General features: G+C 61.4%; 28 protein-coding genes. 12 read left to right on the forward strand and 16 right to left on the reverse strand.

Annotation, left to right across the window (positions count from 1 at the left end; all coding sequences use genetic code 11):
* Nucleotides 1–146 precede the first annotated feature (146 nt).
* The 3 genes from WGT02_RS20265 to WGT02_RS20275 form a co-directional block, all read right to left on the reverse strand.
* Nucleotides 147–1,073, reverse strand: a complete 927-nt coding sequence (locus WGT02_RS20265; protein ID WP_024316189.1) for a prephenate/arogenate dehydrogenase family protein — start codon at nucleotides 1,071–1,073, stop codon at nucleotides 147–149.
* Nucleotides 1,070–2,179: a histidinol-phosphate transaminase gene (gene hisC, locus WGT02_RS20270; RefSeq protein WP_208249581.1), complete on the reverse strand. Its 1,110-nt coding sequence runs from the start codon at nucleotides 2,177–2,179 to the stop codon at nucleotides 1,070–1,072. The genes WGT02_RS20265 and hisC overlap by 4 nt, the downstream gene beginning before the upstream one ends.
* Before the next feature lie 104 nt (nucleotides 2,180–2,283).
* Nucleotides 2,284–3,060, reverse strand: a complete 777-nt coding sequence (locus WGT02_RS20275) for a class I SAM-dependent methyltransferase (RefSeq protein ID WP_024316187.1) — start codon at nucleotides 3,058–3,060, stop codon at nucleotides 2,284–2,286.
* A gap of 54 nt (nucleotides 3,061–3,114) precedes the next feature.
* Between WGT02_RS20275 and gloB the strand changes: the two genes are divergently transcribed.
* Nucleotides 3,115–3,885 (forward strand): hydroxyacylglutathione hydrolase, encoded by a 771-nt coding sequence (gene gloB / locus WGT02_RS20280; RefSeq protein ID WP_208249579.1) that lies wholly within the window; start codon nucleotides 3,115–3,117, stop codon nucleotides 3,883–3,885.
* Nucleotides 3,885–4,307, forward strand: a complete 423-nt coding sequence (locus WGT02_RS20285; protein ID WP_024316185.1) for a cupin domain-containing protein — start codon at nucleotides 3,885–3,887, stop codon at nucleotides 4,305–4,307. The genes gloB and WGT02_RS20285 overlap by 1 nt, the downstream gene beginning before the upstream one ends.
* Here the strand turns inward: WGT02_RS20285 and WGT02_RS20290 are convergent, their stop codons facing one another.
* Nucleotides 4,308–5,204 carry a DMT family transporter gene (locus tag WGT02_RS20290; RefSeq protein WP_208249577.1) on the reverse strand — a complete coding sequence of 299 codons (897 nt, stop codon included), beginning with the start codon at nucleotides 5,202–5,204 and terminating at the stop codon, nucleotides 4,308–4,310.
* Between the two features lie 31 nt (nucleotides 5,205–5,235).
* Entirely contained in the window at nucleotides 5,236–6,012 is a 777-nt protein-coding gene (locus WGT02_RS20295; protein ID WP_024316183.1) for a DUF3108 domain-containing protein, read from the reverse strand.
* Between the two features lie 238 nt (nucleotides 6,013–6,250).
* Between WGT02_RS20295 and rpmB the strand changes: the two genes are divergently transcribed.
* The 3 genes from rpmB to WGT02_RS20310 all read left to right on the forward strand — a co-directional run bounded on the left by rpmB (nucleotide 6,251) and on the right by WGT02_RS20310 (nucleotide 7,867).
* Complete coding sequence (gene rpmB / locus WGT02_RS20300) at nucleotides 6,251–6,547, forward strand: 50S ribosomal protein L28 (protein ID WP_024316182.1); 297 nt, start codon at nucleotides 6,251–6,253, stop codon at nucleotides 6,545–6,547.
* Between the two features lie 117 nt (nucleotides 6,548–6,664).
* The gene (locus WGT02_RS20305; RefSeq protein ID WP_024316181.1) at nucleotides 6,665–7,300 is read left to right on the forward strand and encodes a queuosine precursor transporter; all 636 of its coding nucleotides are present in this window, start codon (nucleotides 6,665–6,667) and stop codon (nucleotides 7,298–7,300) included.
* 225 nt (nucleotides 7,301–7,525) lie between these two features.
* Nucleotides 7,526–7,867: a hypothetical protein gene (locus WGT02_RS20310; RefSeq protein ID WP_024316180.1), complete on the forward strand. Its 342-nt coding sequence runs from the start codon at nucleotides 7,526–7,528 to the stop codon at nucleotides 7,865–7,867.
* Nucleotides 7,868–8,132: 265 nt separating this feature from the next.
* Here the strand turns inward: WGT02_RS20310 and WGT02_RS20315 are convergent, their stop codons facing one another.
* Entirely contained in the window at nucleotides 8,133–9,092 is a 960-nt protein-coding gene (locus tag WGT02_RS20315; protein ID WP_208249575.1) for an AraC family transcriptional regulator, read from the reverse strand.
* A 129-nt stretch (nucleotides 9,093–9,221) separates the two neighbouring features.
* Here WGT02_RS20315 and WGT02_RS20320 point away from each other — a divergent pair, with 129 nt between their 5' ends.
* Nucleotides 9,222–10,109, forward strand: coding sequence for an SDR family oxidoreductase (locus WGT02_RS20320; RefSeq protein ID WP_208249574.1), 888 nt, complete (start codon nucleotides 9,222–9,224; stop codon nucleotides 10,107–10,109).
* A gap of 10 nt (nucleotides 10,110–10,119) precedes the next feature.
* Here the strand turns inward: WGT02_RS20320 and WGT02_RS20325 are convergent, their stop codons facing one another.
* The 4 genes from WGT02_RS20325 to WGT02_RS20340 all read right to left on the reverse strand — a co-directional run bounded on the left by WGT02_RS20325 (nucleotide 10,120) and on the right by WGT02_RS20340 (nucleotide 15,003).
* On the reverse strand, nucleotides 10,120–11,151 hold the full coding sequence (locus WGT02_RS20325) for an esterase-like activity of phytase family protein (protein WP_208249572.1): 1,032 nt from the start codon (nucleotides 11,149–11,151) through the stop codon (nucleotides 10,120–10,122).
* Between the two features lie 20 nt (nucleotides 11,152–11,171).
* Nucleotides 11,172–13,073 carry a cobaltochelatase subunit CobT gene (gene cobT / locus WGT02_RS20330; RefSeq protein ID WP_208249570.1) on the reverse strand — a complete coding sequence of 634 codons (1,902 nt, stop codon included), beginning with the start codon at nucleotides 13,071–13,073 and terminating at the stop codon, nucleotides 11,172–11,174.
* A 12-nt stretch (nucleotides 13,074–13,085) separates the two neighbouring features.
* Nucleotides 13,086–14,078 (reverse strand): cobaltochelatase subunit CobS, encoded by a 993-nt coding sequence (gene cobS / locus WGT02_RS20335; RefSeq protein WP_208249567.1) that lies wholly within the window; start codon nucleotides 14,076–14,078, stop codon nucleotides 13,086–13,088.
* A 313-nt stretch (nucleotides 14,079–14,391) separates the two neighbouring features.
* Nucleotides 14,392–15,003, reverse strand: coding sequence for a J domain-containing protein (locus WGT02_RS20340; RefSeq protein WP_024316173.1), 612 nt, complete (start codon nucleotides 15,001–15,003; stop codon nucleotides 14,392–14,394).
* 100 nt (nucleotides 15,004–15,103) lie between these two features.
* On the opposite strand from WGT02_RS20340, the gene WGT02_RS20345 reads away from it, so the two are divergent.
* Nucleotides 15,104–15,385 carry a BolA family transcriptional regulator gene (locus WGT02_RS20345; RefSeq protein WP_024316172.1) on the forward strand — a complete coding sequence of 94 codons (282 nt, stop codon included), beginning with the start codon at nucleotides 15,104–15,106 and terminating at the stop codon, nucleotides 15,383–15,385.
* A 70-nt stretch (nucleotides 15,386–15,455) separates the two neighbouring features.
* On the opposite strand, the gene WGT02_RS20350 is transcribed toward WGT02_RS20345, so the two are convergent.
* The 4 genes from WGT02_RS20350 to WGT02_RS20365 all read right to left on the reverse strand — a co-directional run bounded on the left by WGT02_RS20350 (nucleotide 15,456) and on the right by WGT02_RS20365 (nucleotide 19,028).
* Complete coding sequence (locus tag WGT02_RS20350; RefSeq protein WP_024316171.1) at nucleotides 15,456–15,935, reverse strand: DUF2938 domain-containing protein; 480 nt, start codon at nucleotides 15,933–15,935, stop codon at nucleotides 15,456–15,458.
* Nucleotides 15,936–15,997: 62 nt separating this feature from the next.
* Nucleotides 15,998–17,314: an HlyC/CorC family transporter gene (locus tag WGT02_RS20355; protein ID WP_024316170.1), complete on the reverse strand. Its 1,317-nt coding sequence runs from the start codon at nucleotides 17,312–17,314 to the stop codon at nucleotides 15,998–16,000.
* A complete protein-coding gene (aroB, locus tag WGT02_RS20360; RefSeq protein WP_208249566.1) occupies nucleotides 17,311–18,441 on the reverse strand; it encodes a 3-dehydroquinate synthase in 1,131 nt (376 codons plus the stop codon). The genes WGT02_RS20355 and aroB overlap by 4 nt, the downstream gene beginning before the upstream one ends.
* A complete protein-coding gene (locus WGT02_RS20365) occupies nucleotides 18,441–19,028 on the reverse strand; it encodes a shikimate kinase (protein WP_024316168.1) in 588 nt (195 codons plus the stop codon). Before WGT02_RS20365 ends, aroB begins: the two co-directional genes overlap by 1 nt.
* Before the next feature lie 146 nt (nucleotides 19,029–19,174).
* Here WGT02_RS20365 and WGT02_RS20370 point away from each other — a divergent pair, with 146 nt between their 5' ends.
* From WGT02_RS20370 to WGT02_RS20390, 5 genes are all read left to right on the forward strand, one after another.
* The gene (locus WGT02_RS20370; RefSeq protein WP_024316167.1) at nucleotides 19,175–19,351 is read left to right on the forward strand and encodes a hypothetical protein; all 177 of its coding nucleotides are present in this window, start codon (nucleotides 19,175–19,177) and stop codon (nucleotides 19,349–19,351) included.
* A 4-nt stretch (nucleotides 19,352–19,355) separates the two neighbouring features.
* Nucleotides 19,356–20,309, forward strand: a complete 954-nt coding sequence (xerD, locus tag WGT02_RS20375; RefSeq protein WP_208249564.1) for a site-specific tyrosine recombinase XerD — start codon at nucleotides 19,356–19,358, stop codon at nucleotides 20,307–20,309.
* Nucleotides 20,310–20,372: 63 nt separating this feature from the next.
* Complete coding sequence (locus WGT02_RS20380; RefSeq protein WP_024316165.1) at nucleotides 20,373–21,326, forward strand: acetyl-CoA carboxylase carboxyltransferase subunit alpha; 954 nt, start codon at nucleotides 20,373–20,375, stop codon at nucleotides 21,324–21,326.
* 185 nt (nucleotides 21,327–21,511) lie between these two features.
* Nucleotides 21,512–22,729 carry a murein L,D-transpeptidase family protein gene (locus WGT02_RS20385; protein WP_208249562.1) on the forward strand — a complete coding sequence of 406 codons (1,218 nt, stop codon included), beginning with the start codon at nucleotides 21,512–21,514 and terminating at the stop codon, nucleotides 22,727–22,729.
* Nucleotides 22,730–22,733: 4 nt separating this feature from the next.
* A complete protein-coding gene (locus WGT02_RS20390) occupies nucleotides 22,734–22,958 on the forward strand; it encodes a sulfurtransferase TusA family protein (RefSeq protein ID WP_024316163.1) in 225 nt (74 codons plus the stop codon).
* 1 nt (nucleotide 22,959) lies between these two features.
* Here WGT02_RS20390 and WGT02_RS20395 read toward each other — a convergent pair whose 3' ends face one another.
* Both WGT02_RS20395 and WGT02_RS20400 read right to left on the reverse strand, forming a co-directional pair.
* The gene (locus tag WGT02_RS20395) at nucleotides 22,960–24,120 is read right to left on the reverse strand and encodes a GTP-binding protein (protein WP_208249560.1); all 1,161 of its coding nucleotides are present in this window, start codon (nucleotides 24,118–24,120) and stop codon (nucleotides 22,960–22,962) included.
* A 12-nt stretch (nucleotides 24,121–24,132) separates the two neighbouring features.
* The gene (locus WGT02_RS20400) at nucleotides 24,133–25,257 is read right to left on the reverse strand and encodes a D-alanyl-D-alanine carboxypeptidase family protein (protein ID WP_024316161.1); all 1,125 of its coding nucleotides are present in this window, start codon (nucleotides 25,255–25,257) and stop codon (nucleotides 24,133–24,135) included.
* Nucleotides 25,258–25,391: the final 134 nt, after the last annotated feature.

A 25,391-nucleotide genomic window follows, 5' to 3' on the forward strand; every position in this document is an offset into this window, starting at 1 on the left:
AGTGGATTCCTGTGACAAGCACAGGAATGAGATGCGGGGGCAGCCTATTTGCCAACCCTCGACCATCCTGCGGATGAGAGAGGGGCGAAACGGCTCGGTCAACTCCTATGCTCGTCACCGGAACGGCATGTCTAAAAGTCCGTACCCTACTTCTTTTCGAGCGGGTGGGGACGGCCGAAGTCCGGTGCATCGACATCCTGACCAGCCTGGACGATGGAGCGGCGGATAGCGCGGGTACGGGTGAAAAGATCAAAGATCTTGTCGCCCTCTCCCCATCGAATGGCCCGCTGCAGATAGGCGAGGTCCTCGGAGAAGCGCGCGAGCATTTCGAGGATCGCATCCTTGTTGTGCAGGCAGACGTCGCGCCACATCGTCGGATCGGAGGCGGCCAGACGCGTGAAGTCGCGGAAGCCGGAAGCGGAATACTTGATGACTTCCGATTCGGTGACCGCCTCAAGATCATCTGCCGTACCGACGATGTTGTAGGCAATGATATGCGGCAGGTGCGAGACGATGGCGAGCACCTTGTCGTGATGCTCCGGATCCATCTCGTCGACCTTGGAGCCCAACGATTCCCAGAACTGTCGCAGCGTCTTCAACGCCGTCTCGTCAGTGCCTGAAATCGGCGTGAAGATGCACCAACGGCCCTCGAAGAGCCCGGGGAAGCCGGCATCCGGACCGGATTTCTCCGTACCCGCCAGCGGGTGACCGGGGATGAAATGAACCTGCGGCGGCATATGCGGCTGCATCTGTGCGATGACCGAAGCCTTGGTCGAACCGACATCCGTCACGATCGCACCTGGCTTCAGGCTGCCGGCGATTTCTTTCGCAACGCTCTCGGACGCCCCAACGGGCACCGACACGATGACCAGGTCGGCGTCCTTTGCGGCATCGGCCGACGACGTCGTGTAGCGGTCGCCGAGTTGCAGTTCCTCAGCTCTCTTCAGGGTGTCGGCGCTGCGGGTCGCAATGACGACCTCCTTTGCTAGGCCAAGCCGCTTGACGTCATAGGCAATGGAGGAGCCGATCAGGCCGATCCCGATCAGCGCGATGCGATCGAACTGCACGGTCATGACTTGCGTCCCACAAACTCGCTAAGCGCTTCGATGACACCACGGTTCGCCTCGTCCGGCCCGATGCTCATGCGCAGCGCATTCGCGAATCCGTAGCCCTTGACCGCACGCAGGATGTAGCCGCGGCTGGTCAGGAACGCATCGGCTTCGGGCGCCCGTTTGCCATCGACGTCTGGGAAATGGATGAGTACGAAGTTGGTGACCGACGGCGTCACCTTCAGACCGACAGCCTCGAGTGCGACCGTCATCTTCTCGATCCACATCTGATTGAAAGCTACGGCTTCCTGCACAAATGCCTGGTCGCGAATGGCTGCGGCACCGGCGGAGATTGCCGCCGAATTCATGTTGAACGGACCGCGGACACGATTGACCGCGTCGATGATGTCGGCGGGCGCGTACATCCACCCAACGCGAAGAGCGGCCAGGCCATATACCTTGGAGAAGGTGCGAGTCATGACCACGTTTGGATTGGACGAAACGATCTCGATTCCGGCTTCGTAGTCGTTGCGGCGCACGTATTCCGCATAGGCCGCATCCAGAACCAGCACGACATTCTTGGGCAAGGAGGCATGCAGACGACGGATCTCGCTGACCGGAACATACGTGCCAGTCGGATTGCCCGGGTTGGCGATAAAGACCATTTTGGTCTTGGGCGTAACCGCGGCAAGGATCGCATCGACGTCAACGGTCTCGTCCTTCTCCTTGACAACGACCGGCGTGGCGCCTGCACCCATGATCTGGATTTTGTAAACGAGGAATCCGTGCTCTGTGATGATCGCTTCATCGCCGGTGCCCAGATAGACATGGCAGAGCAGGCCGAGCAGCTCGTCCGAGCCGTTGCCGCACATGATATTAGCCGGATTAAGACCGTGAACTGCCGCGATGGACTCCCGCAATTCGATGGCCTGACCGTCCGGGTAGCGTTCCAGATTGCCGGCAGCCTCACGGAAAGCTTCGATCGCCTTCGGGCTCGCGCCGAGCGGCGTTTCGTTGGACGAGAGCTTATAGACGCGTGCGACGCCCGGCGCATGTTCCTTGCCCGGCACATAGGCTGCGATGTCCAAAATACCGGGACGCGGAACGGGCTTGCTCTTCTCTTCGCTCATGGGATCGACCTTGGAAATACCGGGGAAATTCGGCTGAAAACTGCCCTGTGGCAATAGAACGGAAAGGCGGTCTTGTCGAGTGCTGCGGGACCTAGGGTCAGGACCTAGCGGCTGCGCGTCGTTGGAACGCCATGCGGCGCCAGAACCGGCACGAAGACGCGACGCGAGGCCCGGGCGGCAACCGGCAAGCCCTGATAGAGCCGCTTCTGCGCCTCGACGATGATGACGCCTGAGAAGGCCGGCCATAAGGTGCGTCCCACGCGGTCGAAGACACTGCGCAGACGCATCATCGTGCGAAGCTTTGAGGGCGGAAAGAACAATGCCTCCGCCGTCGCGCCGGGCGTGAAATTAGTTTCCCGCAGGAGATTCGTCAGCTGTCCTCGCGAATAGGGACGCCCCGAGCCAAACGGCGTGTGTTCCATGCGCGCCCAGACCCCGCGGCGGTTCGGTACGACAATGACCAGACGCCCGCCTGGTGCCAGCACCCGCCACAACTCCTTCAGGGTTTCCCGCGGGCTCTCGGCAAATTCGAGGGAATGGACCATCAAAACCCGGTCGATCGAGGAATCGGGCAGCGGCAATTCCTCGTCGAAGATCAGGGCCGTCGTGGAGAGCGCGCCCACCGGCCAATTCACGGCGCCTTGCCCTGCCGGCATGAAGGCAAAGGTTCTCTCCGTGTCGGGCTGGAAGCGATCAAGGAAGGGAACGACATAGCCCAGACCAACGAGACGTTCCTGCGGCAGCCGGACCCACAGCGAGGAGAGCGCCATGGCGATCGACTGCTCGGCAATGCGTCCGAGGTCGGAATGATAGAACTGGCGTAGGTCAACAATATCAGCGTGCATCAAGGCAAATGTTATCAGTGGGCGGTTGGACTTCAAGGCGGGACTCTCTACATTCCCGGTATACCCGCGATAAAGAGGCTGCCTGGGACTATGAAACCTTTGGATTTAGACGTTTTTCTCTGCCGTTCCGACAATTTCGGCGTGTTGGTGCACGATCCTGAAGCCGGCCTGACGGCGTCGATCGACGCGCCCGATGCAGCCGCAGTGGAGCAGGCTGCGTCCCGTCGCGGCTGGACAATCTCGCATATCTTCACCACGCATCACCATACCGACCACGTCGAAGGCAATCTCGCGCTGAAGGAGCAATATGGCTGCGAGATCATCGGCCCCGTCAACGAGGCCGTGGCGATCCCCGGCCTCGACAAGACCATGGCCGACGGCGATACCTTCCTGTTCGGCGACCATACGGTACAGGTCATCGAGACCCCTGGGCACACGGCCGGGCATATCTGTTACCACTTCATCGACGACAAGCTGCTCTTTGCCGCTGACACGCTGTTTGCGCTCGGCTGTGGTCGGCTCTTCGAGCGTCCGGCCGCCGATATGTGGCACTCGCTTCAGAAGCTTGCCGCGCTGCCCGACGAAACGGCCGTCTACTTCGGCCACGAATCTACCCTGTCAAACGCGCGCTTTGCGCTCACCATCGATCCGGACAATCAGCGCCTGATAGTCCGTGCGGCCGAGATCGAGGCCCTGCGGGCCGAGAACAAGTTCACAATTCCGACGACGCTGGCGCTGGAGAAGGAGACCAATCCCTTCCTGCGCGCCGCCGACCCTGCGATCCGCCGCAACCTGCTGATGGAAACAAAGAGCAACGAGGAGGTCTTCGCGGAGATCCGCCGACGCAAGGACAATTTCTGATGTCCCCGGACGATATCATTCGCGAACTTGGAATGGAGCCGCATCCCGAAGGCGGCTGGTATGTGCAGACCTTCCGCGACACCGACGGTGGCTCGCGCGGACATTCGACGGCGATCTACTATCTCCTGAAGGCCGGCCAGCGTTCCCACTGGCATCGTGTCCACGACGCAGCCGAGGTCTGGCACTACTATGCAGGAGCGCCCCTTGCACTGCACCGCGCCGACGACGAAGGCAGACGTGAAACGCTGACGCTTGGCACCGACATCCTGAAAGGAGAGCGGCCGCAGGCGATCATTCCAGCCAACTGGTGGCAGTCCGCCGCAACGCTCGGAGATTACACGCTGGTCGGCTGCACGGTCGCACCCGGGTTCGAATTCTCAAGCTTCGAAATGGCGCCGCCCGACTGGAAGCCCGCCGCCTGATCATTCCGCGGGCGTGGCTTGCTCCGCCGTTGCGGCCTTCCGCCGAAACATGTCCTGCGCCGCCAGCACCGCCCCGCCTGTCACGAGCAGGCAGGCCAAGGCGATCCGCCAGCTTGGGTCGGCAAAGCCGAAGATAGTCAGGATGATCGTCGAAAGCAGGGGCGCGGCATAGCTCGCCGAGCCGAGGATCTGGATGTCGCCATTTTTGACGCCGAAATCCCACGCATAGAAGGCGGCACCCACCGGAAACAGGCCGAGGCCGAGAACACCCAGCCATTCAAGGCCCGTCTCCGGCCAGATCGTCGTCTCAAGGCCGAGGTGGCAGATCAGCGACAGGATAGAGGTCGCCATGCAGAAACCGGTGACGACATCGGTCGACACAGCATCGAACCGCCGCGTCAACAGCGAATAGCCGGACCACGTGAAGGCGCAAAGGAAGGCAGCGCCGTAGCCGACGGCATAGGCGCCATCGAAATTGATGCCGTTGCGCCCGACGATCAGGAAGGTGCCGCAAAGACCGGCCAGGGCGCCGACGATATGATACCAGCGCAGCCGCTCTCCCGGCAGCAGCGCCGATCCGACGACGATCAGCAGCGGCCAGAGATAGGCAATCAGCCCTGCTTCGACCGCCGGCGCATTGCGAAGCGCCGTGAAGTAGAGGAAGTGATAACCGAACAATCCCGCAATCCCGACGATCCAGACCTTGGCCGGCTGCTTGAGCAGCGCCAGCCGCGACGGATTGAGGGTCAGCACGACGATGCCGGGAATGCTGCCGATGGCAAAGCAGATTGCCGACAGCTGGAACGGCGGCATTTTGCCGGAGGCGGCCGTCAACAGCGCCAGAAACGACCACATGAGGATGGCCGTAAAGCCGATTAGCGTTGCCCGAAGCTTCACCTGCCCCCCTTTTGCGGAGACCCCTGCTCCGTCAGCTTGCGCCGTACTTAACGGCGGTGATCGTCACCGGCCCGTATTGCGTGGGAATACGGACGTAGACCGGAGCATATACATTTGCCGTATCCGACTTGGCAAACCAGATTTCCATCCGGCTGCTCTTGCTCAGATAGTCGATATCGCTGCGACCCTTCTTGTAGCCGGAGCGAGGGACGAACCGGACATTGCAGACCGTCGCCTTGCCGCTGAAGCCCGCCGTCGAGAAATTCTGCGCGCCCTTGGGAGAGAGCACCAGATCCATGCGCATCTCGCCGTCATAGATCGGCAGCTTCTGCGCGCAGACATTGGCATCTCCGGGGAAGATCAGACCTGAGATCGGGTCGAGGACGGAACGCATGTCGCTGGCCGGTACGTTGACCCAGTTCTTTGGCAGCCGGCGCGGCGGCTTGACTGTCGTCGAGGTGATATTGCCGTTGCTGTAACGCACTTCGTATGTCCGGGCGCGCTTGCCGCTCCTGTAGTAGAGATAGTAGCGGGATGCCTGTAGCCGGTCGCCGCGCAGCACGCCGTCGACGCTCGTCTTGGCGGAGATATTGGTGACGAGGTCGGCAAGGCCGGCCGAACTGATGTCACCAGATACCCTGTAGCTCTTGTCGTCCTCGATCTTCGTCAGGAAGGCTGCGCGCGCAATCGTCAAAATGCCAAGCGAAACCCTGTATTCCGTGCGATACACGATCTCGCTCGCCCCGGCCGGAATGGCCATCAGCGCAGCGACCGCGGAAATGAAAATGCGTTTGCCCAGATGAGCCATGAAATGAACCTTGTTCGGGCAGCTCGTAAAGCCGTTCATCACGGTCTATACGCCTGTCTCACGACGAAGCAAACACGAGCTTTTTGACAGAATTGCGGGAAATGCCAAGGTTTGGCTTGACGCGCACGGCCTGTCTGACTATAGAACCGCAACTTTCCAATCATGGCCTGTTGGATTGCTAGCCCGGTTTTGCGTGGGCGTGCAACTGATGGCCGAGAAAAACAAGAATAGGTGTTCCATGTCCCGCATGTGCGAATTGACCGGCAAGGCAGTCCTGACTGGTAACAATGTCAGCCATGCCAACAACAAGACCAAGCGCCGGTTCCTCCCGAACCTGTGCCAGGTTACGCTGATCTCCGACGCGCTCGGCCAGCGTTATCGTCTTCGCGTTTCGGCTGCTGCTCTTCGTTCCGTCGAGCACCGTGGCGGTCTCGATGCCTTCCTGCTGAAGGCAAGTGAAAACGAACTGTCGATGCGCGCTCGTCTGCTGCGTCGCCAGATCGTCAAGAAGACTGCCGAAGCCGCTGCTGCGTAAGCTGCGACTGCTTCTTCTTTCATACGGCTTCAAAAGGCTTGCACGGATGATATCCGGACAAGCCTTTTGCTTTGCCGGCCTGTCCCTCGAACTGGTGGCATACCCCAGGATAAAAAAATGCTGACGACGCGCTTTACGCTTATCTATGTCACGCTGATGACGCTGGTCGTGGTCGCCTCGAACTTCCTCGTGCAGTTCCCGCTGAATGCCATGCTCGCCGGCATCAATCTGGCCGACATTCTGACCTGGGGTGCCTTCACCTATCCGGTCGCCTTCCTGATCACGGATCTGACCAACCGCCAGTTCGGCCCGCAGGCTGCCCGCAAGGTCGTCTTTGCAGGCTTTGCCGTCGGTGTGGCGCTGTCCTTCTATACCTCGGTTCCGCGTATCGCGATCGCTTCGGGTTCGGCCTATCTCGCCGGCCAGCTGCTCGATATCTCGGTCTTCAACCGCCTGCGCCGTCAGGCCTGGTGGCGCGCGCCGCTCGTCGGCTCGCTGATCGGCTCGATGCTGGATACAGTGATCTTCTTCTCCTTCGCTTTCGCGGCCTTCTTCGTCTTCATCGGGCCGAACGATCCCTTCGCGCTCGAACCCGCCCCGATCCTCGGCGTCTTCACTGCAGAGGCGCCGCGCTGGATTTCCTGGGCGATCGGCGACTTCGCGGTGAAGATGATCGTCGGCCTCGTGATGCTGCTGCCCTATGGCGCACTGATGAACGTGCTGCGCCCGATGCAGGCCGCCCCCGCGCGCTAAACAGGCGCCCGCCGCCCCCATTCTTAGCTATTCGGCGGAGCTCTTGCTCCGCCGTTTCTTATTATTGGCAAGGACCCCTGGACGGTTTGCCGAAAGATTCTCGCCGCGACACTTTGCTGCCACGCTCGAATGCAAAAAAATCTATGTATCCCATTGCGCGGCGGTGGTTGTTGATGACGTTTTTATGACAGAAAGTGTCGCAACCGCATCAAACAGGAGGCAAGCGTGAGCGAGAAGCGGAAGCGAGTTTATGAGGCGCTGTTGGACGGCGCGACGGAAGGTCTTTTTGGCAATGCGCTTTTCGATTTCGTGCTGGAACGATGTCCCAAGGCCACCAGCAAGAAGATCGTGCGTGCCTCTTTGCTGGCCCTGACCGATCCTGACGTCACCGACCGCAACGTTCTGCATACTATCTACGCGCTCGCCATCGCCCACCGGATGGATGAAGTCGGCTCTACCAACGATCCTGACGACGATGAGAATCCCACGGAAAAGAGCCCGGTGCTGCGGACGCTGAAGAAGAAGCGTACGTCCGCGTCGGCGCCAGTGGAGGCTAGCCAGATCTGAACCGGCGGCTTCAGGGCGGCGCATTACCAATGTTGCGGATGCACAACACCGTAAGCGAAGCGAAACGGCGAAAACCCTCGCCGCAATGTGTGACGGTTGACGACAAGATCGCCACAAACCTAGCAACCAAACTGAGCATCCAATACCACGACCCGGACGATGCCGACGACTATGTGGAAGGTTTCCTGCGCTTACGGCGGAACTCCTAAGGCGCACGTGCTCGGTTCGGGCTGCGCCAAGACACGCGCAGCCCGTGCTAAATTAGCTAATCGGCGGCTCCGACCTGGCGGCGCTGTCCAAGCTCCGCTCGCGGCGATTGCCGGTTGCGGCCGTACTGGCGTGGCGAGCAGCCCATCACCCGCTTGAACGCCGTGCTGAAGGCGGCTTCCGACTCGTAGCCGAGCGATGGCGCGATCAGGGAAATGGGTTCTCTGGAGTTTTCCAGCCGGTCTCCGGCGAGAAGCATGCGCCAATGCACGAGATAGTCCATCGGCGAGGTCCCGACCGTCTCCTTGAACCTGAGCGCAAAGGTCGAGCGCGACATGCCGGCGCGCGCCGCCAGTTCCTGCAGGGTCCAGCGGCGGGCCGGGTCGTCGTGCATCGCCGTCATCGCCGCACTCATCTGCTTGTCTGCCAGCGCAAAGAGCCATCCGACACCGGCCCGGGAACCGTCCGCGAGATGCAGCCGCAGCGCCTGAACCAGGATCATGTGCGCCAGGTGTTGCACGATCAGGAAGCCGCCCGGTTGCGGCTCGCGCAGCTCCTGCATCATCCGCTCCACCGACCAGCGCAGCGCCGCCTGGCCGGGCTCGTCCCTGATGAGGACGATGGGCGGCAGGATGCGAAGCAGCAGGCCCGCATGCGCGCCGGTCAGCGCAAAGCGGCTGCTCACCAGAAGGAAATCGTCGCCGCCATTGTAGGAGACGATGCCGCCCGTGCGCGCGCTCGCAAAGATCGTCGCCGCTCCGACCGGCGGCAGCGAAAGGTCCGTCGCCAGGCGAAAAGGACGGCTACTCGGCATCAGGAAGCAATCACCCGTCTGCAGCCGCACCGCCTCTGGCACGCCTTCCACCGAGAGCCAGCAATGGCCGGAAACCACGGCGCCGCATTTGACACCGTCTCGTTGATCGGGGAACTGGATCGACCACTCCCCACCCGCCTCGAAGCCCGCAGACAGGTAATTGCGGGGCTTCAGCAGAGACAGGATGTTTGACAGCGGATCCATGAGGCCATTCCGGACGATCGCGAAGATAATACGGACTTTATAGCATAGACCGTACTTTCCAGACATCTTACCTTGATCTGGACGAGGCCGCGGGGCGGCCCGAAATTCAGAGATAGCTGGGAGAAATCGATGCGTGTCTTCGTAACAGGCGCGACGGGATTTGTCGGCTCTGCCGTCGTTCAGGAGCTCATTGGCGCGGGCCACCAGGTCCTCGGCCTTGCCCGCTCGGATGCCGCTGCGGTATTGCTTGCAGCGGCCGGTGCTGCCGTGCATCGCGGCCGTCTTGAGGATCTGGAGAGCCTGCGCAGTGGTGCCGCTGCCGCCGACGGCGTGATCCATACCGGCTTCATCCATGACTTCTCCAGGTTCAAGGAGAACTGCGAGATCGACCGGCGGGCCATCGAGACGCTGGCTTTCACGTTGGCGGCGAGCGACCGCCCGCTGGTCATCACCTCAGGAACCGGGCTGCTCCCGAAAGGCCGGTTGACCACCGAGGAGGATGCGCCGACCGCCGCCTCTCCCCGCATCGCCTCCGAAGAGGCCGCCGCTGCCGCCGCATCGCGGGGTGTGCGCGCCATCACGATCCGCCTGCCTCCGTCGGTTCATGGCGACGGCGATCACGGCTTCGTCCCGCTGCTGATCGGCCTCGCCCGCGAGAAGGGCGTTTCGGTCTATACCGGCGAGGGGGGCAATCTCTGGGCCGCCGTGCACAGGTTCGATGCAGCCAAGCTCTACAGGCTGGCGCTCGAGAAGGGCAAGGCAGGCGCCCGCTATCATGGCGTCGCTGAAGAGGGCGTTCGCTTCCGGGAGATCGCCGAGGTCATCGGCCACCGGCTGAACGTGCCGGTCGTTTCCAAGTCTCCGGAGGAGGCGGCTGTACACTTCGGCTGGTTTGCGCATTTTGCGGCGATGGACAATCTCGCCTCGAGCAAGCGCACGCGCGAAGAAATGGGTTGGCAGGCAACCGGTCCGGGGCTGATCGCGGATATCGACCGGCCGGTCTATTTTGGCGGCTGACGCCGGGCGGTCATTTCTGCAGGCGAGCCGTGTCGCCGGCTCGCGACTCCACCAGCCGGAACTCCAGCATCAGATTGCGTTGGAGGATGGAGTGGTTGTCATCAGAGACGATCACCACATGCGTGGTCCCATCCTCGGCCGCGAAGACATCCAAGCCTTCCATATTGTCGATCTGATAGTTGAAGTCGCCCTGCAACAATATCTCGCCGTCCATAACAGCGCCGGGTCGGATGTCGGCAGCCTCGATGCGGCGGATGCGCATTCCGATGCCTTCTGCGACGTTGAAGCGGCGCTCCAGCAGCAGCAGGTCGCCATTCGGCAGAAAGGCTCCGTCCGTCGCGTCGAAATCGCCGTAATGGGCGAGCGACAGACGTCCCTTCAACGGCCCGTCCAGAATCGCTGCATAGGCATTGCCGTCGATGTCTAAGCTGCGTTCGGCGACGATCAACGTCCCGCCCTTGAGGGCACTGTCCACGGGCGCAATGGCGATGGTCTCAAAGCCGCGGTTGCCGCGCAGCGATCGGTTGGGGAACGGAATGGGAATGGTGTCGATCGCACGCGACGTCTCGAAGCCGGGGTCGGGATAGACGTCGACGCGGTGGTCCTGCTCGAAGGAAACGAGGATCTGGTCGCCATGCAGCGTGACACCCTCGGCATCCATATGCCCCTTGCCTTCAAAGCTCTCCCCGGCGCGATTCTTCATCGGGGTGATCGCGACATCGGCAAGGCCAGACAGGCGCCCCTGCGGATCGCGCTCGATGCGTCCGGTCATCCAGTGGCCGGTATCGAGCACGCCCACAAAATCCGTCTTGTCTGATCGAAAACGGATCGACGACAGCGAACCGAACAGCCGTTGGGGAGAGACCATCTCGAGCCCACCGAGGAATTCGACGGGGCCGAACCGGGTCGCGTCGGAGCCGATCTTGAAGTCAGTGATGACGCGGCTCCTGACCTCGACATCGCCATCGGCAAGCGCTGGCGGCATGGCGGCCGCCAGCGCAAGGGCGATCGATATCAGGCTGGCGAAAGGCTTCCGGAGCATCCAGAAAGCGTCCTTCGCGGTTAGCCGGCGCGGCGGAGGCGACCGCCCCGCGGCTGGACGGTCTTGTCTTCGAAGAGTGACGCAAGCTGCTCGGTCATGGCGCCGGCCAGCTCGTCCGCATCGACGATCGTCACCGCGCGCCTGTAATAGCGCGTCACGTCATGACCGATACCGATTGCCAGAAGCTCGACCGGCGAACGCGTCTCGATGCGATCGATGACGGCGCGCAGGTGTCGCTCCAGATAGTTGCCCGGATTGACCGACAGCGTCGAATCGTCGACCGGCGCGCCATCGGAGATCATCATCAGGATGCGTCGCTGCTCGCGGCGGGCAAGCAGGCGGTTGTGCGCCCAGATCAACGCTTCGCCGTCGATGTTCTCCTTGAGCAGGCCTTCGCGCATCATCAGGCCGAGATTGGCACGCGCACGGCGCCAGGGAGCATCGGCCGACTTGTAGATGATATGGCGCAGATCGTTGAGACGGCCCGGTGTCTGCGGCTTGCCGCCACCAAGCCACTTCTCACGCGCCTGCCCACCCTTCCAGGCCTTTGTGGTAAAGCCCAGGATCTCGACCTTGACGCCGCAGCGCTCCAACGTGCGTGCCAGGATATCGGCGCAGGTGGCCGCAACCGTGATCGGGCGGCCGCGCATCGAGCCTGAGTTATCGATCAAAAGCGTTACGACGGTATCGCGGAACTGCGTGTCCCGCTCCATCTTGAAGGACAGCGCCTGCATCGGGTCAATGATCATGCGCGTCAGACGCGCAGGGTCGAGGTATCCTTCCTCGAGATCGAAATCCCAGGAGCGGTTCTGCTGCGCCATCAGGCGGCGCTGCAGGCGGTTCGCGAGACGGCCAACCGCACCCTGCAGATGTGCAAGCTGCTTGTCGAGGAAGGCGCGCAAGCGCTCCAGCTCCGCGGCATCGCAGAGCTCTTCGGCAGTAATTGTCTCGTCAAATTCCTCGGTGAAGACGTGGTAATCGATCTTCTCGTTGAAGTCGTCGAAGGGGGTGTTCGGACGGCGGGTTTCGCCCGGCGTCTCGGAATCGTCCTCGCCTTCTTCCTGCATGTCGTCGTCGGAGATTTCGGCGCCTTCGGTGTCGCCGTCCTCCATCTGCTCGTCGGCGACTTCGCTGTCCTCCACGGGCGCAGCGTCGGAACCCGCCTCGTCATCGACCTCGTCCTGATCCTGCTCGTCGCCGTTCGGCTGGTCTTCCTGCTCCGAATCGTCGTCGGAATCGGGCTCGCTGTCATCGTCGCCATACTCTTCCGCCATCTCCATGGCCGAAAGCACGTTGCGGATTGCCTTCGAGAAGGCTGGCTGATCGTTGATGACGCCGGAGAGGTTTTCGAGTTCGGCACCAGCTTTCTCCTCGATGAACGAGCGCCAAAGGTCGAGGACCTTGCCGGCGGAAGCTGGCGGCTTCTCACCGGTCAGCTTCTCGCGCACCATCATGGCCATGGCCTCGCCGATCGGCGCATCCTCCTGTCGCTCGATGCCGGAGAAATTCGCCTTGGCGTATTTCTCATCGGTCATCGACCGAAGGTTTGCAGCAACGCCTTCCATGCGCAGCGCGCCGATCGATTCCACCCGCGCCTGCTCGACGGCGTCGAAGATCGCCCGCGCGTCGGAGCCTTGCGGCGCCATCGTCGCGTGCACCCTATCGTCGTGGCAGGCGAGCCTCAGCGCCATCGAGTCGCCGAGGCCGCGCGTGACCGCGAGTTCATGCATCGTCGGACGCTTGGAAAGCTCCGGCAGACGAATCCGCTCGGCAGTCATTCCAGGGCGTTCGTTGGCGAAGGTCACCTCGACGTCGCCATCGCCGGCAATCGCGCGAACGCTGCCGGTTATCGCCCGCCGCAGCGGCTCGACGTCGACTGGCGAGCCAGGCTTTGCTTTCGAATTGTCACCGCGAGCAGCCATGATCGGTCAGCCTTAGGCTTCCAGAACGATATTGGCCGCACTCTCCTTCAGCTCGACGCCGAAGGCGCGCTGATAGTGCTCGGCAACCAGCGGGCGCTCCAGTTCGTCGCACTTGTTGAGGAAGGTGACGCGGAAGGCAAAGGCGATATCCCCGAAGATCTCGGCGTTTTCTGCCCAGGTGATGACCGTACGCGGGCTCATGACGGTGGACAGATCGCCGTTCATGAAGGAGGCGCGCGTCAGATCGGCAACGCGAACCATCTTGGAGACCGTATCGCGGCCTTCCTTGTCCTTCTGGAACGTCTTCACCTTGGCAGCGACGATGTTCACCTCATGGTCGTGCGGCAGGTAGTTCAGCGTCGTGACAATCGACCAGCGGTCCATCTGCGCCTGGTTTATCTGCTGTGTGCCGTGATAGAGGCCGGTGGTGTCGCCGAGGCCGATCGTGTTTGCGGTGGCAAAAAGACGGAAAGCCGGGTGCGGACGGATGACACGGCTCTGGTCGAGCAGCGTCAGGCGGCCGGACGATTCCAGAACGCGCTGGATGACGAACATCACGTCGGGGCGGCCGGCATCGTATTCGTCGAAGACGAGCGCGACGTTGTGCTGGTAAGCCCAGGGCAGGATGCCGTCCTTGAATTCCGTGACCTGCAAACCGTCCTTCAGAACGATCGCGTCCTTGCCGACGAGGTCGATACGGCTGACATGGCTGTCGAGGTTGATACGCACGCACGGCCAGTTGAGGCGGGCGGCGACCTGTTCGATGTGCGAGGACTTGCCCGTGCCGTGATAGCCGGAGATCATCACGCGTCGGTTATGGGCGAAACCGGCAAGAATGGCGAGCGTGGTCTCGCGGTCGAAGAGATAATCGGTGTCGAGGTCCGGAACATAGGCGCTGCCCTGGCTATAGGCCGGCACGCGAATGTCGGAATCGATACCAAAGACCTCCCTGACCGAAACGGTGTTGTCCGGAAGCTCCGAAATATCAAGGTCAATCTTGCTCATCATGTCTCCAAGGCGGGTGACCGACACCCGACCATACTGTCTCAGCCCATATCGCAACCATGACGCCGCAGATTAGGTCCGCGCTCGCTCATGTCGGAACGTCGGCGATGCTTCTCCGGGACTGAAACGAAACCTCGGGGGCGATAATCTACCGCTAGCGAGCATTCTTGAACAAAGTCCCGGACAAGAAGCGCCGCGCCCGGAAGTGGCCAAGGCGCCTGTGGGACAAACGCAGAAAGTTATGCCGCGGTTGCCTGCGGCCTCAGCCGATTTGGGACCATACCTGATTGAAGACCAAGAGCAAGGACGGGAATTAACAAAAACCGTTCTGCTTCAATAATTGATAGGCCTGAATGACGGCGCGGAACCGTTCTTCCGAGCCGCGGTCGCCACCATTGGCGTCGGGGTGGTGCTTCTTGACCAGTTCCTTGTATCGGCTCTTGATCTCCGACGAGGTCGCACTGGCATCAAGGCCCATGGTGTCGAAAGCCTTGGTTTCCAGGCTTTTCAGCTTGCGCTGTTCGGGAAAACGGGGACCGCTTCCCTTGGTGCCGTTGACGAAGCCGAAGGGATCGCGCACGCGGTAGGAACCCGACCGCAGATCGGAATGCAGCGGGCTGTTCTTGGCGGCCTTGTTGACGCCGACCGTCCAGGTCGGACGATGCCCGGTTATCGCTTCCTTCTGGTAGCGCGCGATTTCGCCGTCGGAGAGGCCGGAGAAGTAGTTGTAGCCCTTGTTGTATTCCTTCACGTGCTCGAAGCAGAACAGAAAGAACTGTCCCTCGGCGTTGCGTCCGACGGGAGCGCGATGCACGCCTTTCTTGTCGCAGCCATCCCACTGACAGGAAGGGGGAGCCTGTTCGGTTTCCTGCTCGCGTTTGCGGCGGGTGCGGATGCGGTCGAAATATTTGGAATCGAGTCTCATGGCGGCACTAATTATGGGCCTGCGAAGAGGCGACAACAAGAATTGACAAACGGGAATGTTGCTGGCTTGGTGGGAACCTTTTTCGCAAAGCAACGAGACCATGACCCTGCAGACCCGCATTGAAGAAAAGTTGACCGCCGCGTTCGCGCCAGAGCGCCTGAGCGTGATCAATGAAAGCCATCTTCATGCGGGCCATCAGCCCGACATGACGGGGACCGGCGAGACCCACATGCGGGTGCGCATCGTATCCGCCAAGTTTGCCGGCATGCCACGACTGGCGCGACACCGTGCGATCACGGAGCTTTTGAAGCCAGAGCTGGATGCCGGATTGCATGCGCTCGCTGTCGAACCAGCAGCCCCCGGCGAAGCTGTGCGCTGGTAGCGGGTACAAGCCCATATATGGGTGTTCTGGTCGCTTTTTCCAATGCGACCCGATACGTCACGGTACCTTTTCAGCGGATCAGAAGCGCCGTCGCATAAAGCCCGAAGCCGAAGATGGTATGCGCCACCAGATTGAGGAAGCGCACCTTGTTCGGGTTCGGCGTCTTCGACGCCGCCCAGCCGATGCCAAGACCGGGCTGCAGCAGGAACCAGCCGGCACCAACGGTGACGATCGCCCAGATCCAGGCCGGCAGGAAAGTCGGCTCCGCCAGCCAACCCGGCCCGACGAGCAGCACGAGCAGAATGGCGTAGACAATGCCGACCGCATAATGGCCGATCCAGCCGAGCGCGAGTTCATGTTCGCAAGGTGCGGCGGTGCCGATATCGTCGTGGAAGACCTTGCCATTCTTCAGGTGCCAGAACCAGCGCCCGACCGGCGCCCAATTCGGCAGCGGGCCGCCCGTGGCTTTCGCAAGAACAATTGCCCAGATGTCCATAAGGACGGTCGCCCCGATGCCGATGGCGACAGAACGCCAGAAAATATCAAACATATCAAATCCATAATGGTGATGCCGGCGACGGACCCCTCTCCGGCGCGAGCAATAAAGGGACATCAGCCTGAAGCCGGACCTGCCTCGTTTTCCTCCGCCGGCCGGATACGAAGTTTCGTGATGCGGTTCTTTTCGCGCTTCATGACGATGAAGCGCTTTTCATGGAAGGTGAAGGCCTGCCGCTCCTCTGGGATGGTCATCGATTCGTGGATCACGAGGCCGGCGATCGTCGTCGCCTCCTCATCCGGCAGATTCCAGTCGAGGGCGCGGTTGAGATCGCGGATCGGGACGTTGCCATCGACCACGATCGAACCGTCCGCCTCCTGGCGCACGCCCTGTATGTCGATGTCGTGCTCATCGGCAATATCTCCGACAATCTCCTCGAGGATGTCCTCCAGCGTCACGATGCCCTGCACTTCGCCGTACTCGTCGACGACGACGGCGAAGTGCTGCTTGCGGCGCAGGAAGGCATTTAGCTGCGCTTCGAGACTGGTGCTGTCAGGCACGAACCACGGCTTCTGCGCGATCTTGACGATATCGAGATGTTCCGGCTCGGCATCGCGCTCGGCAAGCGCGCGCAGCAGATCCTTGGAATGAACCACGCCGATGATATTGTCCGTCGAGCCGCGCCAGAGCGGCATTCGGGTAAAGGGGCTTTCCAGGATCGTCCTTACGACCACCTCCGGCGGATCGTCCGCGTTGATCGCCCGCATCGCCGTGCGGTGGACCATAATGTCGGAAAGTTCGAGTTCACCGAGATCGAGGACGCCACCCAGGCGGTCGCGGTCTGCCTTGACGAACGATCCCTCGCGGTGCAGCAGATCGACGGTGCCGCGCAGTTCCTCGTGGGCCGAAAGCATTGAGGTCTCACGCGAGAGGTTGATACCAAAGAGCGACAGGAGCCAGCGCACGATCGCATTGACAAAGGATGACAGCGGACCGACGACCGCGACGAACAGCTTAACCGCATAGGCGACATTGAGCGCGAACCGATCCGGCGTCGAAATCGCCCAGCTTTTCGGCAGCACCTCGGCGAAGATGACCAGGATGACGGTCATTGCGAGAGTGGCAAGCGCCACGCCGGAATTGCCGAACAGCCCGAGAAACAGGCTGGTCGCCAGCGACGAGGAAAGGATGTTGGCGAGATTGTTGCCGATCAGCAGCGCGCCGATCAGCCGGTCGCGGCGTTCGATGAGCCGCCGCACCAGCCCCGCGCGTTCCTCGCCATTGGCTTCGAGCGTGTGGATACGGCTGCGGGAGACCGCCGTCAGCGCCGTTTCCGAGCCGGAGAAAAACGCAGACATGAGCACGAGGGCCACGATGGAGACAATTTCCGGCCAGGATGCGGAAAGAAATGCCAGCGTGCCTTCGAGGGTCATTGCGGGTGTTTCTCCTTGAGGAAGCTCAGCACTTCCGAGGCGGGAACATCATTGGCGACAAAGGACTGCCCGATGCCGCGGGTCAGGATGAAGGTCAGTTTGCCGCCCTTCACCTTCTTGTCCTGGGCGATCGCGTCCATCAGCACTTCAGCAGGTGGCAGCGTTCCTGGGATTTCTGCCATGCGCGTCGGCAGACCGACAGCCTTCAGGTGGCTTTCGACACGGCGTGCGTCGTCCGGGCTCGCCAAGTTCATGCGCGCCGAAAACTCGTGCGCCAGAACCATGCCGATCGACACGCCTTCGCCGTGTACGAGACGCGAACTGTCATAGGCGGTGGCCGCCTCCAGCGCATGGCCGAAGGTGTGGCCGAGATTGAGCAGCGCGCGTTGTCCAGTTTCGCGTTCATCGGCCACGACGACATCGGACTTTGCCTGGCAGCTTGTGGCGATAGCCTCGATGCGGGCGGCACCGCCGGCAAAAACCGCCTGCCAGTTGGCTTCCAGCCAGGCGAAGAAATCCGGCTTGTCGATCAGGCCGTATTTCGCCACCTCGGCATAGCCGGCGCGGAACTCCCGCGCGCTCAGCGAATTCAGGACGTCGGTGTCGGCGAGCACGAGGTCGGGCTGATGGAAGACGCCGACGAGATTCTTGCCGCGCCGGCTGTTGATGCCTGTTTTGCCGCCAACCGAGGAATCGACCTGCGACAACAGCGAGGTCGGCACCTGCACGAAACGCACACCGCGGCGCACGATGCCAGCAGCAAAGCCGGAGAGATCGCCGATCACGCCGCCACCGAGCGCGATGACATAGTCGTTACGCTCAATCCGCGCTTCAAGGACCTTGTCGCAAACGGTCATCAGGTGCTCGAAGCTCTTGGTCTTCTCGCCCGCCGGCAGCACGAGGGTTGCCGAGGCGATGCCTGCCGCCTCGAGGCTTTGGACCAGCGCCTCAAGATAAAGCGGCGCCACGTGCTCATCGGTGATGACGGCCGCTTTCCGGCCCTTCAGGCGCGACGCGATCTCTGCACCGGCGCGGGCGATCAGGCCTGGTCCGATCAGGATATCGTAGGCGCGCTCGCCGAGCGGCACGTGAACCTTGCGTTCAAAGGCGGAGGCAATCGCATTCATCAGGCTGCACTTTCGGTTCGGGCATCGATCACGGCTTGGAGAACCTCATCCGCCATCAGTTCCTTGCGCACATCGCGCGAGAGGACGGTGAGGTCGGCGAGCTCGTAGATCGGATAACGCGCGTTCATCAGGTTTTCGAGGGTCTGCTTGGGGTTCTCGGTCTTGAGCAACGGCCGCGTATCGCGCTTGCTGACCCGCTCCCAGAGAACGTCGAGGTCCGCCTTCAACCAGATGGAGACGCCGCCCTTCTTGATATGCTTGCGCGTCCGGTCGTTGATGAAAGCGCCGCCGCCGGTAGAGACCACGCGCGGACCATTCTTCAGCAGGCGCTTCATCACGCGGGTTTCAAGCGCGCGGAACTCTTCCTCGCCGTAAGCGGCGAAGAGCTCGCTAATGGACATGCGCGAGACCTTCTCGATCTCGGCGTCGCTGTCGACGAAAGGGATGCCGAGCTGATGGGCGACGATCCGACCGACGGAGGATTTGCCTGCGCCCATCAATCCGACCAGGATCAGATTGCGAGAACCGAGCGCAGCACGAGCCCTGTCTTTCAAGCTTTCGGCAACGGTCAGAACTGGGTCGCTCATTGGTCCATTCACACTTTGTTTGCGAACGGTATCGACAAATGCAGGTGTAGCGTCAAGTCGCGGGTAAGGGAAACGTGGTTCAAATGCGCCTTCTTGCGCTTGCAAACATGCTTCTTCATAAAGAAGCAGAGCCATGGAGTTGCTGAATGCCGAGTTTGTTCCGTTTTCTCGCCGTTTTGGCGGTCATCGCCGGTGCGATATACGGAACGATGTGGGCACTTGTTGTTTTCGTGGAGCCGCAGGAGCGCGACGTGACGATCCGTATTCCGTCCGAGCGGATCAACCCTCCGTCGACCGGCGCCATCAACCGATCCAAGAAGTGAGACGATGAAGGATCTCGGCTGGGTTCACGTCGAAGCCTTTCTGGAGATGATGAGCGCGGAGCGGGGTGCGGCCGCAAATACGCTCTCCTCCTATGAGCGCGACCTCGACGATCTGCACGCCTTCCTGAACGGCAAAGGCGTCCGCCTGATGGACGCGGCGTCGGCGGATCTTTCGGCCTATCTCTCCTCACTCGCTGCCCAAGGGTTCAAGCCTTCCTCCCAGGCGCGGCGGCTGGCTGCGATGCGCCAATTCTACAAATTCCTCTATGCCGAGGGCCTGCGCACCGACGATCCGACCGGCGTTCTCGATGCGCCGAAGAAAGGCAGGGCACTGCCGAAGACGATGGGCGTCGACGAGGTCGGCAGGCTGCTGGAGCAGGCCGAAACCGAAGCTCAGGATCCTGCGCCCGGCCAGCTGCAGCGACTTCGGATGCTGGCTCTTCTCGAACTGCTCTACGCGACGGGGATGCGCGTCAGCGAGCTTGTTTCGCTTCCCGCCCGTGTGCTCGATCAGGACGGACGCTTCCTGATGATCCGCGGCAAGGGCAACAAGGAGCGGCTTGTGCCGCTATCGCATTCGGCAATCGCGGCGCTGAAGCTTTATGGTCGCATGCTCGCCGCCGAGAACGCCGCCGCCAAGGTTCCGCAGGAAAGCCCTTGGCTGTTTCAGGCTGCATCCAAGGAAGGCTATCTGCCGCGGCAGGTTTTCGCGCGTGATTTGAAAAATCTTGCGATCCGCGCGGGCCTCACCCCATCTATGATCTCGCCGCACGTCATCCGGCATGCATTTGCAAGCCATCTTCTCGCTAATGGCGCGGATCTTCGCGTCGTTCAGGAGCTGCTTGGGCACTCAGACATTTCAACCACGCAAATCTATACGCATGTGTTGGAGGAACGGCTTCAACAACTGGTCCAAACGCACCACCCCCTTGCCAAACAGGCCAAAAAGCAGGAATAGGACCGGCAACAAAGGGCGCGCTCATAAAAGGCCGCCCCGGCAAAAGGAACGGAAACGCACCTCATGCACAACTATCTCGACTTCGAAAAGCCGATCTCCGACCTCGAAGGCAAGATCATCGAACTGAAGAAGCTCGCCTCAGAAGACGAGAGCATCGACACATCCGATGAAATCGGCAGGCTCGAAGTTCGCGTTCGCGAAGCGATGGTCGACATCTATTCGAAGCTCAACGCCTGGCAGAAGACGCAGGTTGCGCGCCATCCGCAGCGACCGCATTTCGTCGATTATGCCAAGACGCTGTTTCAGGAATTCACGCCGCTCGCCGGCGACCGCAAGTTTTCCGAAGACGCCGCGATCCAGGCAGGGCTTGCCCGCTTCCGCGGCCAGCCTGTCGCCGTTCTCGGTCAGGAAAAGGGCAACGACACGAAGAGCCGCCTGAAACACAATTTCGGCAGCGCACGTCCGGAAGGCTACCGTAAGGCGATCCGCATTCTCGAGATGGCTGACCGCTTCGGTCTCCCCGTCATTACGCTCGTCGATACGGCAGGCGCCTATCCGGGCGTCGGCGCCGAAGAGCGCGGCCAGGCCGAAGCCATCGCCCGGTCGACGGAAATGTGCCTATCGGTAAAGGTGCCGATCGTTTCCGTCGTTATCGGCGAAGGTGGTTCGGGCGGCGCGATTGCAATCGCCACCGGCAACCGCGTCTACATGCTGGAGCACGCAATCTATAGCGTGATTTCGCCGGAAGGCGCGGCCTCGATTCTCTGGCGTGATTCCGCCCGCGCCAGGGAAGCCGCCACCAACATGAAGATCACGTCTGACGATCTGAAGTCGCTCGGCATCATCGACGGTATCATCAGCGAGCCGCTCGGCGGCGCGCATCGTGATCCGGACAGCGTGATCGCTGCGACAGGTGATGTCATTGCCAATGCTCTCGGGGAACTTTCCAATCGCACGGGAGAGCAGCTTCGCAACGATCGCAGGCAGAAATTTCTCAACATGGGCCGCAATTTGTAGTACACAAACGCCGCTGCGCTGTGAATGAGGCCAAACCTTGGCCACAATAATGTTATCAATAACTTTCCTACTTGCGGGGACGCGCGCGCTTCATAGGCTGCTAAGAGTTTGTGAACCATAGTCAGCCTATGATTCGCTCCGCGCTCGTTGAGGCCGGGTTGCATACTGTTGATGGGCTATTTTGAATGCGCATTCGTCATTTTGCTTATGTTTCCCTGATGGCCTTGGCCGGGTGCAACGATGCATTGGAAACCGCTCAGGTGGACCTCTCGAGGGTCAAGAACAAGGTCGAGCAGCCGCTGCCGCCGCGTATCCTGTCCGAGATCTCCGCCAAGGGCATGCAGCGCAATTCGCCGATCATGATCCGCATCTTCAAGGAAGAAGGTGCGCTGGAGATCTGGAAGGCGAAGACCGATAATCGCTTCGACAAGATCGCCGACTATAAGATCTGTGCCTGGTCGGGCCGCCTTGGTCCGAAGGTGAAAGAGGGTGACCGGCAGGCGCCGGAAGGCTTCTACAACCTGAGCCGCGCCAACCTGAATCCGAATTCGAAGTATTATCTCGCCATCAACACCGGCTTTCCGAACCGCTATGACGCGGTCAATGGCCGCAGCGGCACCAATCTGATGATCCATGGCGCCTGCTCGTCGTCAGGCTGCTATTCGATGACCGACCAGCAGGTGCTTGAGATCTATGCCTTCGCCCGTGATGCCTTCGCCGGCGGCCAGTCGACGGTGCAGCTTCAGGCCTTCCCCTTCCGCATGACCGCGGAGAACATGGTGCGGCATCGCCTGAACCCGAACATCGAGTTCTGGAACATGCTGAAGGTCGGCTACGACAACTTCGAGGTCACGAAGCGACCTCCTGAGGTGAATTTCTGCGAGAAGAAGTACGTCTTCAACCAGCAGGCAACCGACAACGCCACCTTCAATCCGGCCGGAGCGTGCCCGGCAATGTCGACGCCGCCGGCGCTGACGGCCGCCCTTGCCTCCTACGGCAAAACCTACGACGCCGACTATTCCAAGGCCATGAAGAAGTATGACGGCATGGCCTGGTACGATCCGAGCGAGGCCGAACGCAAGGCTGTGGTCGCCAAGCTGCGGAAGGGTCGCGAGCTCGCCTATGCACCGACCGGCACCTCGCTCGAAGCGGGCAAGATGGTCAAGGTCGCAGAACTCGAAGAAATGGCGGCCAGCAAGACCGCGTCCACGGTGGCCGCCAATGCAGCGCCCGGCGCTGCGCCGGCGACGCCCGAAGCAAAGGCGATCGCAGTCGCCGCCGCCGTTCCGGCCCAGGTTCCCGTCCCCACGCCAAGCCCCCTGGCATTCGCGCCGGTGGAGCAGTCGGTGCCGGTGGAGGTCGCCTCAAAGAAACCGTTCTGGAAGTTCTGGGGCAAGGATTGATGGCGTGAGCGCCATTCTCTATGACCTGCGCGGCCTCAAGTGCCCGCTTCCGGTGCTGAAGACACGCCGCAAGATGTCCTCCCTGCCGAAGGGTGCATTGATCCGCGTCGAAACGACCGATCCGCTCGCCGGAATAGACATCCCTCACTTCTGCAACGAAGACGGCCACGAGCTCATCGAGGCCGAAAAGACCGAGGCCGGCCACCGCTTCCTCATCCGCAAGGGATAGATCAGAACCGCATGCCCGGCACGGCGAGCGGATTGTCGTTCAGCGCCGTCCGATCCGGCGTATCGACACCCGGCTTGCCGAGAAACGCATCGAACAGATCCTTGACGAAGGCTTCGGGCAAATCCCTGGTGATCAGCACCATGCGCGTGCGGCGGTCCTCAGGGTCAGGCCAGGCCGGCAGACGGGACGGCGGGTGGAAGATGCTCTGCACGCCGTGAAGCACCAGCGGTCGATCTGGCCGGTCGGATACCGCGACGATCGCCTTCATCCGCAACAGCTTTTCGCCGTGCGCCGAACGCAAGAGATCGATGAACATATCGAGCGCCATCGGGTCGATTGGCTTGTCCTCGACGATCGAGAAGGACCGGATCGAGGAATCGTGGCGGTTCACGTCATGCGGGTCCTGATGATCGTGTCCGTGATGATGATGGTGATGATGTCCGTCAGCGCCATGGTGATGGTGTTCATGGTGGTGCGCATCATGCGCATCCTCATCCCGCAGCCAGCGACCGACGTCGGCGATCTTGGTTGCCGGATCATAGAGACCATTGACCAACACACTCGCCTGTCCGGATTCGGCGCTGTCGGCATCCATCAGCGCCGCACGCGGGTTGAGTGCATCAAGACGCGCTTCCAGCGCCCGCAACACCTCCGGCGGCACCATCGTCCGCTTGGCGATGAGCAGCCGATCGGCAACTGCCGCCTGCTTGACCGCTTCCTCGTGATTGTCGAGTGTCTGCGAACCGTTGACCGCATCGACCACCGTCACGATGCCGTCGAGATCGAAATTGGTGGCGATGATGGGGTTGCCCATGATCGCCTGCATGACCGGTGCCGGATCGGCAAGCCCCGTCGTCTCGATGACGACCCGGTTGACCGGCTTGACGCGACCGGTCTGCACCGCATCCATCAGGTTTGCCAGCGTATCGACCAGCTCGCCGCGCACCGTGCAGCAAAGGCAGCCATCCGAGAGCTCGATGATCGCGTCACCTGAGCTTTCCACCAGCAGGTGATCGATGCCGACGTCACCGAACTCATTGATGATGACAGCGGCATCCCTCATCGCCGGATCCTTGAGGATGCGGTTCAGCAGTGTCGATTTGCCGGCACCCAGAAAGCCGGTCAGGATGGTGACCGGTATCCGATCGGAAGCAGCGCTCATCTCAAACTGACCTTAAAAAGAGGTCGGACGCGGCAGCGGCACCGGCACGTTGGCGATCGTCCCGGCGGTATCCGCAGTGGCCAATTTGTCCGGCTGCGGTTCGTTCTGACCCGGAATAAGTCCCGCGAAGACGAAATTCGGCTCGTGGTCCATTTCCTGGATATAGGGCGACAGGACCTTCATGCGGCCGACCTCGTCGCGCGTTTCACTGCGGACCTTGGCGCCCTTGGCGCTGCAGATATTGGCGGTGATGTCGGTCACCTGATCCTGGCCCGGCCCATAGGGCCGCAGCGAACTGAGCGTGTCGGGCGCGGCAAACTGCGAGGTGAAGCCCTTCTGCAGCAAGTCAGCGGAGGCATCCGCGCGCGCCGCAAGGCTGTCGGTGCCGAGTACAACGGAGATCAGCGTGCGGCCGCTGCGGGTTGCCGAGGCGATCTGGTTGAAGCCCGAGGCGCAGATGAAGCCGGTCTTCATGCCGTCCGCGCCTGCGAAACGGCCGATCAGAGCGTTGATGCTCGGCACATTCTTGGTGCCCGTCGTGATGCCCTCAAGCGAGAAATAGCCGGCATATTGCGGGAACTCGCGGCGCAGTGCGACGGAGAGAACCGCAAGATCGCGCGCCGTCGTGTACTGGCCTTTGCCGGGCAGGCCGTTGGGATTGACGAAATGGGAATCCGTCATGCCGAGCTTTGCTGCCTCGGCGTTCATCTTCAGCACGAAGGCTTCCTGCGTGCCGCCGACGGCCTCAGCAACGGCAACCGCGATGTCATTCGCCGACTTGACCATCAGGATCTTCAGTGCGCTGTCGAGCGTCAGTTTCTGTCCCGGCTTGAAATACATCTTCGCCGGCGGCTGGGCGGCCGCCCGCTTGCTCATCACAACAGGCGTGTCGAGGCTGATCTGACCGGCGCGAACCGCATCGAACACTGTATAGACGGTCATCAGCTTGGTCAGCGAGGCGGGATACCATTTACGGAACGCCTCGTCGTGCTCCAGCACGCGGCCGCTCTGGACATCGACGAGAATATGCGGGTTCGCATAGGCTTGGGCGGAGGCCGAAAGAGCGATAGCGGCTGCGGAAGCTGCGATTGAGAGCGGCCGCAAAGCGGCAAACAAACGGTTCTGGCGCGTCGACACGGTTCGTCCTTAAAGATGTCCGGAAGTCTCGAAAGTTTCCCCTATTTAACGTATATGGCCATGACATGGCAAAGGGCCTTGATTAAGTTATTTCTGCGGCATCGTGTCCCCGCGACCCGGTTCCGTCCCCGATT

It is taken from the genome of Rhizobium sp. T1470, assembly GCF_042140505.1.
GTDB lineage: Bacteria > Pseudomonadota > Alphaproteobacteria > Rhizobiales > Rhizobiaceae > Rhizobium > Rhizobium favelukesii.